Here is a 17,882-nt window from a genome sequence, read left to right as displayed (position 1 = left end):
CAGAAATAATTTTGATTCGTGTTTATATTGTTACAATGATAGATTTAAATACTTTATATGTAACAAAACCAGGTTTAGCACCTTTAGGTTTGTTTAAATATTTTATTGGAGTATAATCAACAGTTAGTTTAGTTCCTTTTGGAAGTTTTGATTGCTGTCCACAGAAAACAGCGATATTGTAGATAACCTCTTCAGTTAAAACTTCAGAGTGATTCACAACAGCATGAGTTCCAGGCATATCTTTACAATGGAACCAGATGTCATCTCTATTAGAGTATTTAGTTGTTAAAGCATCATTTTCTAGGTTGTTTCTACCATATCGAACTAAGATGTTATCAATAGTAATCTCACCAAAATTAAAAGTTCTAGTAACTATTTTTTTAGGTACTTTTTTCTTTTTTATTTTAGATGAAACTTTTAAGTATCCACCGTTTAAAAGTTCTTCTTCAATCAATTTTAGATTTTCTTTAGAGTCACTATTTTGGATAAACGTTTCAACACTTAGGAAATATTTTAAATTTTCAGAGATTTCAACAAATCTCTTTCCATTAAACTCCATTCCTTTTTTCAATTTATTGTATCTCTTATAAATTTTTTCTAGATTAATTTGTGGAGAAACTAAAGGATCTAGAGGTATTGTACACATTGTATCGTTATAAAAGTCATATAACTCAACTTCTTTCATACCTTTTTTTAATGAGTAAAGAGAAGCAGCTAGAATATCACCAAGCTCTCTATACCTATCAAAATCTTTTTTATCCTCTAAATCTTTTTTTATTGAAATAATAATCTTTTCAGATTTTTTTATCTCTTTTTTTACACAAGCAGTTAATTTATCTTTTAATATTTTAAAAGTGTTTGATAGATTTTTATTTTCTAAATAGAAATTTATTAAATCGTTAAAGCTATCATAATTTTTAACTGTTGAATACTCTTTAGGTTCTATATTTAAGACCGTAGCTAAAATAATCTCATCGTGCTCATTGAAAAATATTTTAGGAGATATTTTATCGTTTAAAATCTCTTTTAAGTTTTCAAAAGAATCTAGTGAGTTTGCAAGAGATTTTCCAAGACCTTCAACATTTCTTAATAAAGTTTTAGATTCTCTTTCAGAATCAAAGAACTCTTTGGTAATAGTACTAGGATTCATTTTTTTCTCTAGAGATGGAGTAGAGTACTCAATTCCTGGGAAAAGAACTCTGCTTGGGTTCTCTTCAATTGAAAAACGTTTTATAGAATCTAAAACTTTATTATCTTTATCTGTTAAGATTAAATTTGAATGTTTTCCCATCATCTCAAAATATAGGTTATAAATCTTAATCTCTCCAAGTTCATTTAATTTTGAAAATGTAAATACTAAGATTCTATCAAAGTCAATCTGTTTAATAGATAATAAAGTTGCTCCAACTATATGTTTTTTTAAATTTAAAGAGAACGAGCTGTTTTCCTCTAAAAGATTATCCTCTTTTGTATTAGATAAGTAGCACAGAGAAAGTGCTGGGAAACATGAAAGAACAAATCTTAGTTTCCCAAAGTTTATAGTCACAGCTAAAGAGCTTGTTTGAACTATTTTATTTACACTTTTTCCTTTTAAAGATGCTTCTAATTCATCTTTAATCTTATTTAAAGAGATACCATCAAGATATAACATTACTCTTCAACCTTGATAGCGATAAGATTTTTTGCATCTAAAAGATTTACTTTAAGTATAGAACCATCTTCTTTTTCAAGAGCTACTTTATCTTTATCTTCTGATTCTATGATTTTTACAGCTGAGTAGTGCTCGATTCCATTGTTAGCAAAATAGTCTTGAACAATTGGAGTTCCTTTAACTTCAGTTATAGAAACAAGTGATCCAACAGCAAACTCTGTAACTGAATGAGGTTTGAAAAACTCAGTTTTATCTTTTAAATTTTTTAAAATTAATTCAAAAGTTTCAGTAAAGTGATTCAGATCAGCAGTTGGAATATTTTCTGTGATTGTAGAAATAATATTCTTGTGGTAGTTGTTGTGATAGTTTAAAGCTTCAATTCCTTTTTTAGAAAGAGAAACGTAAACTTTTCTTCTATCCGCATCCGAACGAACTCTGTCAATAAATCCTTTTTCTCTCAATTTAGTGATAGCAACAGTAGCAGTTCCCATAGTGATTCCAAGTCTATCAGATAATTCATTCATACTTAAAGACTCTTTTCCAATAGCTTCGATTATATGTAACTCAGTATGAGTGATACATTTTATTCCTCTTTTTAATGCAAGATCTTCAGTTTCATAGAAAAGTTTATAGAAATTTTCTAAAACGTCATTTACTTTATTTATATTATTCATAATTATCTCTCCTTTAAAGACTTTATTCTCTCTTTGTAATCTCCTGAGAAAACATATGATCCAGCAACAAATACATTTGCTCCAGCCTCAATACATCTTCCGATTGTTTCATCAGTGATTCCACCATCAACTTGAATGTCAACAGTTTCATTTAAATTACGAACTTCAGCGATTTTTTTAACTGAACTTTCAATAAATTTTTGTCCCCCAAAACCAGGGTTAACAGACATAACTAAAACCATATCTAGCTCATCGATAACATATTTAATAGCTTCCACAGGAGTTGCAGGATTTAAAGATACTCCAGCTTTAACTCCGAAAGATTTTATAAGTTGTATTGTTCTATGAAGATGTTTTGTAGCTTCAGCATGAACAACTATAATGTCAGCTCCAGCTTTTACAAAGTCTTCAATATATCTTTCAGGTGATTCAATCATAAGATGAACATCAAAAACTAATTTAGTTTTAGTTCTAATTGATTTTACAACAGGTGCACCAAAAGTAATATTAGGAACAAACATTCCGTCCATAACATCAATATGTATGTAGTCAGCTCCAGCTGCGTCGATAGCCATAACTTCATTACCAAGTTGGCTAAAATCAGCTGAAAGTATAGATGGTGCTATTTTAATCTCTTTTTGTATCATTTAAATTCACTCCCTTATAGTGTTAAATACATTTTTAAATAGATAATTATTTATATCTGTTCCAAATTTCGTTTTTAGATTTCTCGTAACAACGTTTGAAGAATTCGTATCTTTCTTTTGGAATAATTCCATCTTCAACAGCTTTTTTTATTCCGCATTGTGGTTCATTGATATGAACACAGTTGTTAAATTTACAACCTTCTCCTAAGTTAAATTCAGGGAAAAGAGAGATTAACTCTTGAGCATCCTCAGTTGGAGGAAGATCCACAGATGAGAATCCAGGTGTGTCGATAACGAAACCTCCACTTGGAAGAGTAAGAAGTCTACTGTCTCTAGTTGTATGTTTACCAGCTCTTAATCTTTTACTAGTTTCTCCAGTTTTTAACTCTCTTGAATCTTGTAAAAGATTCAAAATACTTGATTTTCCAACTCCCGAAGGACCTCCAAAAGCAGTAACATTATCTTTTAAGAAGTCTTTAAGCTCTTCCATACCAATATTTTCATATGTAGATATATAGAAAACAGGGATTTTGATTTTAGAAAGATATTCTAAGTTGCTTTTAATCTCATTTAATTCATCTTGAGATAATAGATCAACTTTATTGATAATTAAAACTGGATTTATTTTATTGTATAAACTATTTAAAATAAGAATGTTTATTTTTTCATAATCTATAGCTGGATCCTTTGCGGCAAACTGAATAACTCCAAAATCAATGTTAGCAACTAAGGGTCTTCTTAAAAGGTTTTTTCTAGGTTTAACCTCTGTAATAAAACCATCTTCGTCGAAAACTACGTAATCTCCAACAGTACAATTTTCTCTTTTATCAGATCTTTTTAAAATACCTCTTAATTTACAAAGATACTCTTTGCCATTACTTTCGATATTATAGAATCCTTGAATTTTATTAATAACAATACCTTCGATAATAATTCACACTCCTTAAGTTAATAACTGACAATTATATCAATAATTGTTCCAGCAGGAACAGTTTCACCGATATTTGTAGTTTCGATAACAATTCCTTTTTCAAAATCTGGAATTGCTTTTTCTTGAACAGTTCCTATGATAAGTCCTTTTGAAATCAACTCATTAGTTGCCTCTTCAAAGGTAAAACCGATAGTATCAGGAACTTCTACAGATGCTACAGAGTTAGAGTTACTTAAAAGAAGAGATATCCCCTTATTCTTTTGCGTACTCTGTCCTAGAGAAGGAGTTGTAGCTAATACTGTGTTATATGGTAAATTTGAAGACGTATAAGAAACTTTACTTATTTTTACTCCATCCTCTTGTAATTTTGCAGAAACCTCAATTAAGTTTTTATTGGTAAAATCTGGCATGATATAGTTATCCTTACCTTTACTCAACCAAACTCTAACAGTTCTCCCCTCTTTCACAGTTTTTTCAGGAGAAGGGTTTTGCCTAAAAACAGTTCCAGCAGGAAGTTCAGAAAAGTCACTTCCAGCAACAATAACATTAACCTTGTCGATAGAATCAATTCTTTTAATTGTAGCTAAATTCATTCCAATTAAATTGGGTAACGAATAGAAACTTTTATTAAAAGATAGTTTTAAAAATATATTAAAACTAAAAAAACAAATAAAAATAACAAGTATAAAAGATAGCAAGTATGCTAAATATTTTTTCATTTTTCCTCCTAAATTGGTACTGTGAAATTAAATAATAAAATACTTTAAATACTTCTAAAATAATATCATAGTGGCACTAAAATATCAATAATTACTTGATAAATAGTAGCTTAAATGATAGAATATTTTGTAAACTATTATTTGAAATTTAGGAGGGAAAAATGGATTACACAATAGAGAAAATGATTTCTGAGGACGATTTACAAGCTAGAGTAAGAGAAGTGGCAAAAGAGATTGAAAAGGATTACAAAGGTAAGGATCTTATTTGCGTAGGTTTACTAAAGGGATCAATCATGTTCATGGCAGATTTATTAAAAAATGTTGAAATGGATTTAGCGATGGATTTCATGAAAGTCTCTAGTTACCATGGAGGAACTGACAGTACAGGTGTAGTAAAAATCTTAAAAGATGTTGATGCAGACTTAACAGGTAAAGATGTTTTAATTATAGAGGATATAATAGATACAGGATTAACTTTAGAATCTGTTAAAAAGTTCTTAATGACAAAGCAACCAAACAGTTTAAAAGTTTGTTCTTTATTAGATAAGCCAAGCAGAAGAAAAGTTGAAATGGTTGGAGAGTATATCGGATTCGAAATTCCAGATGAGTTTGTTGTTGGATACGGATTAGATTATGATGAGTTATACAGAAACCTTCCTTATATCGGAAAAGTAGTTAGAAAATAAATAGAAATCAAAGGAGGTAAAATGTCCTTTAAACATAAGAAAAAATTTGGACAAAACTTCTTAACAGATCAAAACGATGTTTTGAATAAGATAATGGAAGTTTCAAATGTTGAAAAAGATGAGCATATAATTGAGATTGGACCAGGAGAGGGAGCTTTAACAGCTTTACTTTTAGAGAGTGCTGAGAAAGTAACTTGTATAGAGATTGATACTGACTTAGAAAAAATCTTAACAAAAAAGTATTCATCAAATCCAAAATTTAATCTAATAATGCAAGACGTTTTAACAGTAGATTTAAAAGAGGTAACAGAAAAAGCAAGAGTTGTTGCAAATATACCTTATTACATAACTTCACCAATTATAAATAAAATAATTGATCACAGAGATAGAATCAGTGAAATGTTTATAATGGTGCAAAAGGAAGTGGCAGAAAGAGTTTGCTCAAAATCAGGAAAAGAGAGAAGTGTTTTAACTTTAGCTGTAGAATATTATGGTGAAGCAGAATACCTATTTACAATTCCAAAAGCATTCTTTACCCCACCACCTAAAGTTGATTCAGCTTTTATGTCGATAAAGTTCTATAAGGATGAAAGATATGAAAGTAGAATTTCAGAAGAACTATTTTTTAAATATGTAAAAGCAGCGTTCTCTAACAAAAGAAAAAATATCATAAATAACCTAACAACTTTAGGATATTCTAAAGATTCTATTAGAGAAAAGTTAGCTAAATTAGATATACCAGAGACAGAGAGAGCAGAGAATTTAACGATAGAGCAGTTTATAGAGTTAGCTGAGGTATTTGAAGAAGAATAAAACTTTTAATAAGTGAGGCGTTGATAAAAGAGGGGTTACCTAATTTTTGAAAGCCTCCTTTTAGCTTAAAAAAGGAGTAAGAATGGATAGTTATGAATTTAAAATAAAAACGAAGCGTGAGGATATAGATTTCATAAATAAAATAATGGAAGCTTATGAAGGTGTTGGAGTAGTAAGAACAAAAAATGCTGACGCAGGAGATTTATCGATTGTTTCAACAACCGATTTCAAAGAGGATGTAAGAATGATTGTTGAAGATTTAAATAGAAAATGGGTTAAAGCAGAAATTGTTTCAGAAGGACCTTGGTCTGGAGAGTTATAAAAATAATATAAGAACTTAGGAGGATATATCGTGGAAAAATTAGAGCAATTAATTAACTATATAATCGGAGAGTTAGTTGAAACAAAAGAGGGAATAAGAATAAGCTATGATTTAATAGATGATACAGTAACATTTAAGGTTAGTGTAGCTCAAGGTGAAATGGGAAGAGTTATAGGAAAAAATGGACTTACAGCTAATGCAATAAGAGGAGTTATGCAAGCTGCAGGAGTAAAAGATAGATTAAATGTAAATGTTGAATTTGTAGACTAAGAACTAATTTTGAAGGAGAATTAAAATGGATTTATTATCAGTTGGAAGAGTTTCAGGAACACATCACTTAAAAGGAGCTATAAAAGTAACGTCAAATTTAGATGATTTAGAGCCTTTAAATGGAAGTAAAGTAATGGTAGAGTTACCTTCAGGTGATGTAAAAATATTAACAGTAAAAAAAGCCTCAAATATGGTAGATAAAAAATGGATTCTTGAATTTGAAGAGTTAACTAATAAAACAGATGCTAACTCAATTCAAAATGGAGTTATAAAAGTAAGAAGAGATATCTTAGGAATCGAAGAGGATGAGTTTTTAGCAAACGATGTTTTAGGAATGAAAGCTATAACAGAGGATGGAGAAAATATTGGAGAGGTTGTAGATGTTTATGAAACTGCAGCTCATGATATATATGTTATAGAGGATGATGAGTATGAGACTATGATTCCTGATGTAGAAGTTTTCATAAAAAAAATAGATTTTGAAAAAAGAGAGATTCTAGTTTCATTAATTGATGGAATGAGAGAAAAAAAGAAAGACTAAGGAGAAAGTTGTGAGAATAAATATATTAACACTATTTCCAGAGTTTTTTGACTCGTTTAAAGAGCATAGTATAGTTAAAAGAGCTGTGGAAAAAGAGCAAGTAGAGATTAATATAGTTAATATAAGAGACTTTGCTGAGGGAAAACAAAGACAGTGTGATGATATGCCTTTTGGTGGAGGAGCTGGAATGGTTATGAAGCCAGAACCGCTACTTAAAGCCTTAGAGCAAAATGGTGGAAAGGTAATTTACACTTCTCCTCAAGGAGTTAGATTAAATCAGAAGTTAGCTTGTGATTTAGCTCAAGAAAAGGAGATAACAATAATAGCAGGTCACTACGAAGGAATAGATGAAAGAGTTATTGATAGCAAAGTTGATTTAGAGATCTCGTTAGGAGATTTCGTTTTAACAGGTGGAGAGTTACCTGCAATGGTAATATCAGATTCAATAATAAGATTGATTCCCGGAGTTATAAAAAAAGAGTCTTATGAAAATGATTCTTTTTATAATGGACTTTTAGATTACCCACATTATACAAGACCAGCTGAATATGAAGGACTAAAGGTGCCAGATGTTCTTATGTCGGGTCATCATAAAAATATAGATGAGTGGAGATTAAAGCAAAGTTTAAAAAGAACTTTGGAAAGAAGACCAGAACTATTAAAAGATCGTGAATTCTCAAAGTTAGAGATTAAGCTTTTAAAAGAGATAAAAGGAAGTAAAAAAAATGATATATAAATTAGGAGATTTAGTTCCAAAAATTGGTGAGAATAATCTTATAGTTGAAAGTAGTACAATAATTGGTAACGTTGAAACTGGAAAAAATGTAAGTATCTGGTTTTCAGCAGTTTTAAGAGCTGATATGAGTAAAATTACAGTTGGAGATAATTCAAATATTCAAGACAATACAACAGTTCATGGGGATACACCATTTCCAGTAATCATTGGAAAGAACGTAACAATAGGTCATAACTGTGTAATACATGGTTGTGAAATAGGAGAAAATGTTATTGTTGGAATGGGATCAATTTTATTAAACGGATCTAAAATTCCTAAAAATTGTATTGTTGGAGCTGGAAGTTTAGTAACAGATAAGTTAGTTGCAGAGGAGGGGGATCTAATTGTGGGTTCTCCAGCAAAAGTTGTGAAAAAACTTTCTGATAAAAATGTAGATTATTTGCAATATGCAAATCAGGTTTACTTAGACAAGATAGAGATGTATAAAAAATTAGAGAGAATAGGGTAGGTAAAGAAATGAGAAAAGCAATATATTTAGGACTAGTTCACTCGCCTGTATACAATAAAAGAGGGGACGTAGTATGTACATCAGTAACAAATTTTGATATTCATGATATATCAAGAACTTGTAGAACTTATGATGTTAATCAATATCACATAATAGTATCTGTGGATGCACAAAAACAATTGACAGAAAGAATTATTGGTTACTGGCAAGATGGATTTGGAACAGGATACAATAGAGATAGAGAGGAAGCTTTCGGAAGAACTAGAGTTTATGAATCTATCGAAAGAAGTATCGCTGAGATAGAAGCTAGAGAAGGAAAGAAGCCTTTAATAATAACAACATCAGCAAAAACATTCCCAAACTCAATAAGCTATAAAAATTTATCTGAAAAGATGATAAATGATGACCAACCATACTTAATTTTATTTGGAACAGGATGGGGGCTAATCGACGAGGTTATGAATATGTCAGATTACATCTTAGAACCAATTAGAGGAGCAGCAGACTATAACCATCTATCAGTTAGATCGGCAGTTTCGATTATTTTAGATAGATTACTAGGTGAAAACTAATTGAGAAGAGAAATTAGAATAAGACCTCAAAGAAATATTTTTAAAGAGATGGGGATTGAAAATATTGAAATTACAGAGATCGTTTTTAGTGAAAGAAATAAAAAGATGGATCTGATATGTGTGGTTTCTACTCCGCAAGATTTAAAAGGATTGGATAAGGCTTATGAAAATTTAAAAAAGAAGTTTGGAACTGAGCTAGATATAGATTTTAAAATAGAGTATATGTCTAAAGAGATAAGCAAGGAAAGTTTTTTAGAGATTGTTGAGAGGGTTATTGAAAAACTTAAAAAAACAAATGCTATTTCAAAATCATTTTTATATCTTTATAGAGTTTCTATTAAAGAAAATAGTGTCAATATTGAGTTAAAAAATGAGATGGCAGTTGAAACACTTTATAGTTCAAATTTAGATGTAAAGTTACAATCTCTTTTAGAGAACTATGGAATAAAAGGGTTTAAAGTTAATTTCGTTTCGGGAGACTTTAATTCAGAGATAAAATCTATAGAAACTGAGATTGAAAATCAAATAATAACTTTAAGTGCTAAAGAAGATGATAAAGAGAATATTCCTAAAGTAGCAACACCACCTGTTGAAATTAAATCAGCTGTTCCAACAGGAAGAGGTGGCTTCAGTAAAAAGAAAGATATAAAAAGTCCAAGCATGCCATTATCAGAGTTTAAAGAACTTATAGAGAATGAGATTGCAGTTATAGAAGGGGAACTTTTTGCAACTGATGGAAGAGAGTTAAGAACTGGAAAAATTCTTCAAATTTTGAGAATCACAGATGGTGAAGATTCAATAACTGCAAAAATTTTCTTAAATAGTCCAGAAGATTTTGATGTTAAAGTTGGAGATTTTGTAAAAATTAGTGGAAAAAAACAGATAGACACTTTTGAAAATAACGAAGAGATAATATTAGTTAATATTTTAAATAAATTAGACAAACAAAAATCTAAAAAACAAGATTTAGCTGAAGAGAAAATGGTAGAACTACATACACATACTAAGATGAGTGAGATGTGTGGAGTAGAGGATGTGAAGGGGATAGTAGGAAGAGCTTTAGATTACGGTCATAAAGCAGTTGCAATAACAGACTATGGTGTTGTTCATGCTTTCCCATTTGCATATAAAGCAGCTAAAGGAAAAGATATAAAAATTATTTTTGGATGTGACATGTATATGGTTGATGATACTCAACCGATGGTACAAAATGCAAAAGATGTTTTGATAGATGAAGAAACGTATGTTGTATTTGACTTAGAGACTTTAGGTCTTAACTCACACAAAAATGAGATTATTGAGATAGGGGCTGTTAAACTTCAAGGAAGAAGAATTGTAGATAGATATTCTCAGCTTATAAATCCAGGAAAGCCAATTCCTAAAAAGATTCAAGAGATAACAGGGATTGACGATGCTTTAGTAGCAGGTATGCCTTCGATAGAAGAGGTATTACCTAAATTTATGGAATTTTTAGGAGATGCCACTTTAGTAGCTCATAACGCACCTTTCGATATGGGATTCTTGAAAAGAGATATAAAAAAATATCTAGATGTAGATTACAATCCAGCAGTTATAGATACACTACAAATGGCAAGAGATTTGTATCCTAATCAAAAAGGGTATGGATTAAAACCTATGACAAAATTCTTAAAAGTTGCCTTAGAAAATCACCATAGAGCTGTTGACGATTCACAAGCTACAGCTGCTATGTTTGCAATATTCTTAGAGAGATACTTAGAGATTGGAGTAACAAATCAACTTAATATGACAGGAGCCTTTCCTTTAAACTTCAGAAAACAGGATATCAGAAATGTTATGGTTTTAGTAAAAGACTTAACGGGATTAAAAAATCTTTATAAGTTAATTTCAGAAGCTCACATTGATTACTTTGGAAACAAAAAACCAAGAATTTTAAAAACTGTATTAAATGAAAATAGAGAGGGGCTTATATTAGGAGCACCGACGTCAGTTCATTTTGCAAATAGTGGAGAGCTTTCAGAAGCATATTTCAGAAATGATTTGGAAAAAGTAAAAAGATGTTTAGACTTCTATGATTATGTTGAATTACAACCAAGAATCGCCTTTTCAGAATTTTTAGACAGTGATGAAACAGGAGCAATAGCTTCGTTTAAAGATGTAGAGAAGATGAATAGATATATGTATAATTTAGCTAAAGAGAATGGAAAGTTAGTAACGGCTTCATCAAATGTTCATTACTTAGAGAAAGAGGATCATAAAATAAGATCAATTCTGCTTTATGGTAGTGGAAGTGTATTTAGAGAAAATCAATATAGAGTTGATAATGGATTCTACTTTAGAACTACAGGAGAGCTTTTAGAAGAGTTTAATTATTTAGGTGAAGATATTGCAAAAGAGATTGTTATAGAAGCAACAAATGAGATAAACAATAAAATCGAAAAAGTTCAACCTATTCCAAGTGGATTCTATCCACCAAAAATAGATAATGCTGAAAATATTGTAAGAGATATGACATATACGAAAGCTTATGAACTATATGGAAATCCTTTACCTGAAAATGTTGAAGCTAGAATCGAAAGAGAACTGAAGGCTATTATAGGAAATGGATTCTCTGTATTATATCTATCAGCACAAAAGTTAGTAAAAAAATCTCTTGATAATGGATATCTAGTAGGTTCAAGAGGATCGGTTGGATCTTCAATAGTAGCTTATATGATGGAAATAACAGAGGTTAATGCTTTATATCCACATTATCTATGTACAAATCCCGAGTGTAAACATTCAGAGTTTATCGAAAGAGAGGGAGCTGGAGTCGATTTACCAGATAAGGATTGTCCGAAGTGTGGTCAAAGATTAAAAAAGGATGGTCATTCAATTCCGTTTGAAGTTTTCATGGGATTTGATGGAGATAAGGTTCCAGATATAGACCTTAACTTCTCAGGAGAGTATCAATCTGAAATTCACAGATATTGTGAAGAGTTATTTGGAAAAAGTAATGTATTTAAGGCTGGAACTATATCAACTTTAGCAGAAAAAAATGCAGAAGGTTATGTAAGAAAATTCTTTGAAGATCATAATGTAATTTCTGGTAGAGCAGAAGTTATGAGAATGGCTCAAAAGTGTGAAGGAGCAAAGAAAACAACAGGACAGCATCCAGGTGGTATGATAGTTGTACCTCAAGGAAATTCAATATATGAGTTTTGTCCAGTTCAAAGACCTGCAAATGATCAAAATAGTGATTCGACAACAACGCATTATGATTATCACGTAATGGATGAGCAGTTAGTAAAATTAGATATACTTGGTCATGATGATCCTACAACTATAAAAATGCTTCAAGAATATACTGGAGTAAATGTTTATGATATCCCTTTAGCTGATCCAGAGACTATAAAAATATTCTCAGGAACAGAATCTCTAGGAGTAACTAAAGAGGAGATTGGATCAATAGTAGGAACTTATGGTGTTCCAGAGTTTGGAACAGGATTTGTAAGACAGATGCTAGTTGATACGATGCCAACTACCTTTGCTGAGCTTGTAAGAATCTCAGGACTTTCTCATGGTACAGATGTTTGGTTGAATAACGCCCAAGAGTTTGTAAGAGAAGGAAAAGCAACACTGTCACAAATAATATCGGTTAGAGACGATATTATGAACTTCTTAATAGATCAAGGTCTTGAAAAAGGAACAGCATTTAAAATAATGGAGTTTGTAAGAAAAGGACAGCCAAGTAAAAATGTGAACCAATGGAAAGACTATTCTGATTTAATGAAAGAGCATGGAGTTCCTGAATGGTATATAGAATCTTGTAGAAGAATAAAGTATATGTTCCCGAAAGGACATGCTGTTGCCTATGTTATGATGGCAATGAGAATAGCATACTTTAAAGTGCATTATCCACTAGCTTTCTATGCAGCATATTTAAGTAGAAAAGTAGAGGATTTTGATTTTGAACTTATGAAAGATTTAACGAGTGTAAGAGAAAAAATACAAGAGTTAAACAGAGAACCTAAGCTAGATGTAAAGAAGAAGGCTCAACTTGCAGTATGTGAAATAATAGTAGAGATGCATGCAAGAGGATTTGAATTTTTAAACTTAGATATTTATAAATCTCATGGATACAGATTCACGATAGAGGATGGAAAAATAAGAGTTCCATTGATGGCTTTAAATGGATTAGGAGCCTCTGTTATGGAGAATATCATAAGAGAAAGAGAGTTAGGAAGATTTATCTCTTACGAAGATTTAAAAAGAAGAACAAAAACATCTCAAACGACAGTTGATAAATTAAAAGAGTTGAATTGTATTGAAGCTTTAAGTGAAACAAATCAGACAACTTTATTTTTCTAGGAGGAAAAAGTGTTTAATATAAAAAAACAATATTTAGGAGCAGGACTAATATGTTTAGCTGCAACTATGTGGGGATTTGACGGGATAGTATTAACACCAAGATTGTTTAAGCTAGATGTAGCTTATGTTGTATTTGTATTACATCTGCTTCCATTATTAGGAATGAGTTTAATATTTGGAAAGTCAGAGATAGCTAATATAAAAAAATTAAATAAAGAGGATCTATTCTTTTATTTTTTAATAGCATTATTTGGAGGAGCGTTAGGGACGCTATCGATAGTTAAAGCGTTATTTTTAGTTAATTTTAATCATTTAACTGTTGTAACTTTACTTCAAAAATTACAACCAGTATTTGCTATTGTTTTAGCAAGAGTTTTGCTAGGTGAAAAGGTTGGAAAGAATTTTATATTCTGGGCAATAGCAGCTTTAATAAGTGGATATTTATTGACATTCCAATTTACATTGCCACACTTTGAAGCTGGGGATAAAGTTGGAATAGCTAGTTTATACGCTATGCTAGCAGCTTTTTCTTTTGGAAGTTCAACAGTGTTTGGTAAAAAAATATTAGCGAACTCTTCATTTAGAACGGCACTGTATACTAGGTATCTATTTACCTCTATAATTACAGGAGCAATAGTTTTATTTAATGGTAATATGGGTTGGTTCTTAAAAACAACTCCAGATCAATGGCTAATATTTGTAATTATTGGTTTAACTACAGGAAGTGGAGCAGTGTTACTTTATTATTTAGGACTTAGACATATAAGAGCTAATATAGCGACAATGTGTGAGCTATGTTTTCCTGTATCCTCAATAGTTTTTGATTATATATTTAACAAAAAAATATTGTCACCAATTCAGTTTGTAAGTGCAGGAATATTACTATTTACAATATATAAGATCACTAAAAATCAAAAAAACTAAAAAAAGCTTGAAAAAGTTGTCCTAAAAATATATAATAAACCTATTAAAAGTTATGTAATAATGAATTTTGGAGGGTTGAACCGTGGATTGCAATTTTACCTTAGAGGATATATTAAAAGCTAATGAAACTATAAAAGATTCATTAAAGAGAACACCTGTAGTGGAGTGTCCAACATTGAGAGAGTTAACAGGAAACTCAGTTTTCTTTAAACTAGAAAATTTACAAAAGACAGGATCTTTTAAATTAAGGGGAGCTTTAAATAAAATAGCTAGTCTGTCAGCTGAAGAGAAAGCAGCAGGAGTTATAGCTTCATCGGCAGGAAATCATGCACAAGGAGTTGCACTAGGAGCAGCCGCAGCAGGAATAAAAGCAACAATAGTTATGCCTGCAACAGCACCTTTAGCAAAAATCGCAGCAACTAAATCTTATGGAGCTGAAGTAGTTTTAGAGGGAGAAGTTTACGACGACGCGTATAGAAAAGCTTGTGAAATTCAAAAAGAAACAGGAGCTACTTTCTTACACCCTTTTGATGATAAATTTGTAATGGCAGGACAAGGAACAATCGGTTTAGAAATATTAGAGGATATTCCAGATGTAGATGTTGTTTTAGTGCCAATCGGTGGAGGAGGAATTATTGGTGGAATAGCTAAAGCTATAAAATCATTAAGACCAGAAGCAAAAGTAATTGGAATAGAAGCTGCAAATGCTGCATCAATGATGGAAGCTGTAGCAATGAAAGAGGTTTGTGAGATTTCAACAAAGCCAACTATAGCAGATGGAATAGCTGTTAGAAAAGCAGGATGTGAACCATTTAAAATAGTTCAAGAGTGCGTTGATGAAATTGTAGCAGTGACTGAGGATGAAATAGCTAAGGCAATTTTATTCCTAATGGAAAAAAGTAAAGTTGTTGCTGAAGGAGCAGGAGCTACAACAGTAGCTGCAATTTTAGCAGGAAAAATAAATGTAGAAAACAAAAAAGTTTGTGCAGTTATATCAGGTGGAAATATAGATATAAATCTAGTTGAAAGAGTATTGAATAAAGCCTTAATCTTAGAAGGAAGAAGATTTGCTTTCTCAGTAGAGTTATCTGATAAAGTTGGAGAGATGGCTAAAGTAGTTGCGGCAATCTGTGAGATGAATGCAAATATTTTAAGTGTTAATCAAACTATGTATAGTCCAAACTTAGGAATTACTTCTCAAGAGGCAAGTTTTGTTTTAGAATGCTTTGACAAAGAGCATCAAGAGAGAGTAAAAGAAAAATTAACATCTATGGGTTATAGAATGTATTAATAAAAAATGAGAGGATTTCCTCTCATTTTTTATTATCTTAGTTAATTTAAAATTTCTAACCACTTTTCAATTCTTCTAGGGAAATTGTCTAGTTGAACTTCATCTATATAAAATGTAGGAACTACATCAAAATCATAATCTGAAACTTCTAAATTTAATTTGTAGTGCTCCTCTTTAAACTTTCTAGAGTTTAATGCTTCAGAGAACTCATTTTCTGGAATATTTAAATTTTTAGCAATCTCTGTTAACACTTCAATGCTTCCAATGTTTTTATTAGAAATCCAGTAGGCATCTAAAACAGCACGGATATATTCAATTCCTTTATTGTATTTTTCTGCTGTATATAATCCTTCAAAGGCTAAAGCTGTTCGAGGTTTAGGATTTACAGTTGGGAAATTAATTAAAATATTCTCAGACTCTGCCCACTCGACAATATTTTTCTGAAAATATGCTTTTCCAGCTTCATTCACAACGGCTTGTGGTTTTGGTTCTGGAGAAAGTTCATACGGTAAAAATTTAAATTCCGAAGTAATATTTTTTTCTTTAAGTGCTTTTTCAAGAATTTTTTCTCCTACAAAACAATACGGGCATATAAAATCTAAAATTATAGTTATTTTCATGTTTTCCTCCTAATATTTTCAATAAAGTTACTATGAATAATATTACACTATATTTTCAAATTATCCTTTAAAAAATAAAAAAACTCAAAAAAATGGTTGCAGAAAAATTATTTTTATAGTATACTCCTGCTAACAATAGAAGAGAGGTTAGTTCACTTCCACAAAGGGAGCCTAAGGCCGAGGGCTATGATCTTGTGATCCTGTGAATTAAGTATTGTGACGCTGCCATAACAATACGCTTATTAAGATTTTAATTAAGTTCTCAAAGGCATACCATTTTTTGGTATGCCTTTTCTTTTGGGGTAGATACTAAAAAAATCGGGAGGACAAAAATGTCAAAAACTTTATTATTAACTTTTTTATCGTTATCAGCACTTACTTTAGCTAAAACAGAGTATACTGGGGGAAAATATTTAGGAAGAGATATAATAACAAATCTTGATGTAACTGATTTAGAAGTTGGGAAAACTCATGAGTTCTTTTTCCAAGGAACAGAAAATAGTTTAGGTAGCCCTTGGTATATTCCAGTTACTGTTGTAAAGGGAGAAAAATCAGGTGGAAAATTTTTAGTAAACTCTGGAGTTCATGGAAACGAGTTGAACCCTATTTTAGCAACATATAAAGTAAAAGAAAAGTTAAATCCTAAGAATGTTAAGGGAACAGTTACTATAGTTCATGGAATGAATATTCCTGGATTGTTAAACAATACTAGAGGATATAAGTTCGGAGGAAATTCAGAGAATACATCAGATTTGAATAGACAGATGGATTCTGGAAAGGTAACTACTGTTGATCAAAAATACTCAACATTACTATGGCAAAATTTATTATCTAAAAATGCGGATAAGGTAATTGATCTACATACAAGTGGAAAAGGAAGCCAATTCCCACTATTTGTATACGCTGATTTTAGAAATACAGAGATAAAGAAGATGGCTGAATTAACGGGATCAGATATAGTAAAGATGGACAATGGTGAGAATGGATCAGTGGAAACTTCTTTTGTTCAATTGGGAATTCCTAGTATTACATTTGAATTAGGTTCTTCAGAAACTCAAGAGGCAGAGATAGTAGCTAGAGCAACAGATGGGGTACTAAATAATCTTATTCATTGGAACTATTTAGATGCTAAGGAGACGAACTCAAAAGTAGAAACGTTCTATGGAAATACGTGGAGTCGTATTCGAGCTGAAAAAGGTGGGTTTGTAGAGGCTAAGGTAAAGGTAATGGATAAAGTTAAAAAAGATGATGTTTTATTTGTTCAATATGATGCTTTTGGAAATGTGGTTATGGAATATAAATCACCAAACACAGGAGTTGTAGCAAGTGTAAAAGATTATCCTTATAGTGAGCCAGGAGATTCTTTAGGAAGAGTTATAGAGTACAATTCAAATGATAAAGATCAAGTTTTAAAATAAATTTTTAGGAGCTGTAAAGCTCCTTTTTTTTGTAAAAAACACATAAAATATAGGGTATTACACATAAAATACACATAACAAAAATAGAATGTTTTGGGATAAAAAACTCTAAACTCAGCGAGAGTTTTAAAATGATTTATAAGGAGGAAGTCGATGAGAAAATTATTAGGGCTATTGGTATTACTTTCGACAGCAGCCTTTTCTAGAGAGTTGACGTTAGAGAGTGCAAT

General features: G+C 31.0%; 18 protein-coding genes. 12 read left to right on the top strand and 6 right to left on the bottom strand.

Features of this window, described 5'->3' with window-relative positions; genetic code table 11:
- Positions 1-22 precede the first annotated feature (22 nt).
- Genes Q0O83_RS03510 through Q0O83_RS03490 form a run of 5 tightly spaced genes read right to left on the bottom strand, consistent with a single transcriptional unit; the run spans position 23 to position 4,622 of the window.
- Complete coding sequence (locus tag Q0O83_RS03510) at positions 23-1,651, bottom strand: NFACT family protein (protein WP_294094228.1); 1,629 nt, start codon at positions 1,649-1,651, stop codon at positions 23-25.
- On the bottom strand, positions 1,651-2,328 hold the full coding sequence (locus Q0O83_RS03505; protein ID WP_294094350.1) for a MarR family transcriptional regulator: 678 nt from the start codon (positions 2,326-2,328) through the stop codon (positions 1,651-1,653). Before Q0O83_RS03505 ends, Q0O83_RS03510 begins: the two co-directional genes overlap by 1 nt.
- Positions 2,328-2,969 carry a ribulose-phosphate 3-epimerase gene (gene rpe, locus Q0O83_RS03500; protein WP_294094348.1) on the bottom strand — a complete coding sequence of 214 codons (642 nt, stop codon included), beginning with the start codon at positions 2,967-2,969 and terminating at the stop codon, positions 2,328-2,330. The genes Q0O83_RS03505 and rpe overlap by 1 nt, the downstream gene beginning before the upstream one ends.
- 49 nt (positions 2,970-3,018) lie before the next feature.
- Positions 3,019-3,885 (bottom strand): ribosome small subunit-dependent GTPase A, encoded by an 867-nt coding sequence (gene rsgA, locus Q0O83_RS03495; protein WP_294094346.1) that lies wholly within the window; start codon positions 3,883-3,885, stop codon positions 3,019-3,021.
- A gap of 35 nt (positions 3,886-3,920) precedes the next feature.
- Positions 3,921-4,622: a PASTA domain-containing protein gene (locus tag Q0O83_RS03490; protein WP_294094226.1), complete on the bottom strand. Its 702-nt coding sequence runs from the start codon at positions 4,620-4,622 to the stop codon at positions 3,921-3,923.
- 161 nt (positions 4,623-4,783) lie between these two features.
- On the opposite strand from Q0O83_RS03490, the gene hpt reads away from it, so the two are divergent.
- The 11 genes from hpt to ilvA all read left to right on the top strand — a co-directional run bounded on the left by hpt (position 4,784) and on the right by ilvA (position 15,614).
- Positions 4,784-5,308: a hypoxanthine phosphoribosyltransferase gene (gene hpt, locus Q0O83_RS03485; protein WP_294094224.1), complete on the top strand. Its 525-nt coding sequence runs from the start codon at positions 4,784-4,786 to the stop codon at positions 5,306-5,308.
- A gap of 21 nt (positions 5,309-5,329) precedes the next feature.
- Positions 5,330-6,121 (top strand): 16S rRNA (adenine(1518)-N(6)/adenine(1519)-N(6))-dimethyltransferase RsmA, encoded by a 792-nt coding sequence (rsmA, locus tag Q0O83_RS03480; RefSeq protein WP_294094223.1) that lies wholly within the window; start codon positions 5,330-5,332, stop codon positions 6,119-6,121.
- Between the two features lie 82 nt (positions 6,122-6,203).
- On the top strand, positions 6,204-6,443 hold the full coding sequence (locus Q0O83_RS03475; RefSeq protein WP_047384033.1) for a DUF4911 domain-containing protein: 240 nt from the start codon (positions 6,204-6,206) through the stop codon (positions 6,441-6,443).
- Between the two features lie 30 nt (positions 6,444-6,473).
- A complete protein-coding gene (locus tag Q0O83_RS03470) occupies positions 6,474-6,713 on the top strand; it encodes a KH domain-containing protein (RefSeq protein WP_294094221.1) in 240 nt (79 codons plus the stop codon).
- A gap of 25 nt (positions 6,714-6,738) precedes the next feature.
- Positions 6,739-7,254: a ribosome maturation factor RimM gene (gene rimM, locus Q0O83_RS03465; protein ID WP_047384037.1), complete on the top strand. Its 516-nt coding sequence runs from the start codon at positions 6,739-6,741 to the stop codon at positions 7,252-7,254.
- 10 nt (positions 7,255-7,264) lie between these two features.
- The gene (gene trmD / locus Q0O83_RS03460; RefSeq protein ID WP_294094219.1) at positions 7,265-7,990 is read left to right on the top strand and encodes a tRNA (guanosine(37)-N1)-methyltransferase TrmD; all 726 of its coding nucleotides are present in this window, start codon (positions 7,265-7,267) and stop codon (positions 7,988-7,990) included.
- Positions 7,980-8,498 carry a gamma carbonic anhydrase family protein gene (locus Q0O83_RS03455; RefSeq protein ID WP_294094217.1) on the top strand — a complete coding sequence of 173 codons (519 nt, stop codon included), beginning with the start codon at positions 7,980-7,982 and terminating at the stop codon, positions 8,496-8,498. Before trmD ends, Q0O83_RS03455 begins: the two co-directional genes overlap by 11 nt.
- An 8-nt stretch (positions 8,499-8,506) precedes the next feature.
- A complete protein-coding gene (locus tag Q0O83_RS03450) occupies positions 8,507-9,070 on the top strand; it encodes an RNA methyltransferase (protein WP_047384043.1) in 564 nt (187 codons plus the stop codon).
- A gap of 48 nt (positions 9,071-9,118) precedes the next feature.
- Positions 9,119-13,399, top strand: coding sequence for a PolC-type DNA polymerase III (locus Q0O83_RS03445; RefSeq protein WP_294094344.1), 4,281 nt, complete (start codon positions 9,119-9,121; stop codon positions 13,397-13,399).
- Between the two features lie 18 nt (positions 13,400-13,417).
- Positions 13,418-14,323, top strand: coding sequence for a DMT family transporter (locus tag Q0O83_RS03440; RefSeq protein ID WP_294094343.1), 906 nt, complete (start codon positions 13,418-13,420; stop codon positions 14,321-14,323).
- Positions 14,324-14,405: 82 nt separating this feature from the next.
- A complete protein-coding gene (ilvA, locus tag Q0O83_RS03435; protein ID WP_294094215.1) occupies positions 14,406-15,614 on the top strand; it encodes a threonine ammonia-lyase in 1,209 nt (402 codons plus the stop codon).
- A gap of 41 nt (positions 15,615-15,655) precedes the next feature.
- Here ilvA and Q0O83_RS03430 read toward each other — a convergent pair whose 3' ends face one another.
- Positions 15,656-16,234 carry a DsbA family protein gene (locus Q0O83_RS03430; protein WP_294094213.1) on the bottom strand — a complete coding sequence of 193 codons (579 nt, stop codon included), beginning with the start codon at positions 16,232-16,234 and terminating at the stop codon, positions 15,656-15,658.
- A gap of 332 nt (positions 16,235-16,566) precedes the next feature.
- Between Q0O83_RS03430 and Q0O83_RS03425 the strand changes: the two genes are divergently transcribed.
- Positions 16,567-17,652: a succinylglutamate desuccinylase/aspartoacylase family protein gene (locus Q0O83_RS03425; protein ID WP_294094212.1), complete on the top strand. Its 1,086-nt coding sequence runs from the start codon at positions 16,567-16,569 to the stop codon at positions 17,650-17,652.
- Positions 17,653-17,882: the final 230 nt, after the last annotated feature.

The organism is uncultured Cetobacterium sp. (assembly GCF_945952365.1).
Lineage (GTDB): Bacteria > Fusobacteriota > Fusobacteriia > Fusobacteriales > Fusobacteriaceae > Cetobacterium_A.
Note: the sequence above shows the minus strand (reverse complement) of the source record. Positions and strands in the feature narration are given on the sequence as shown.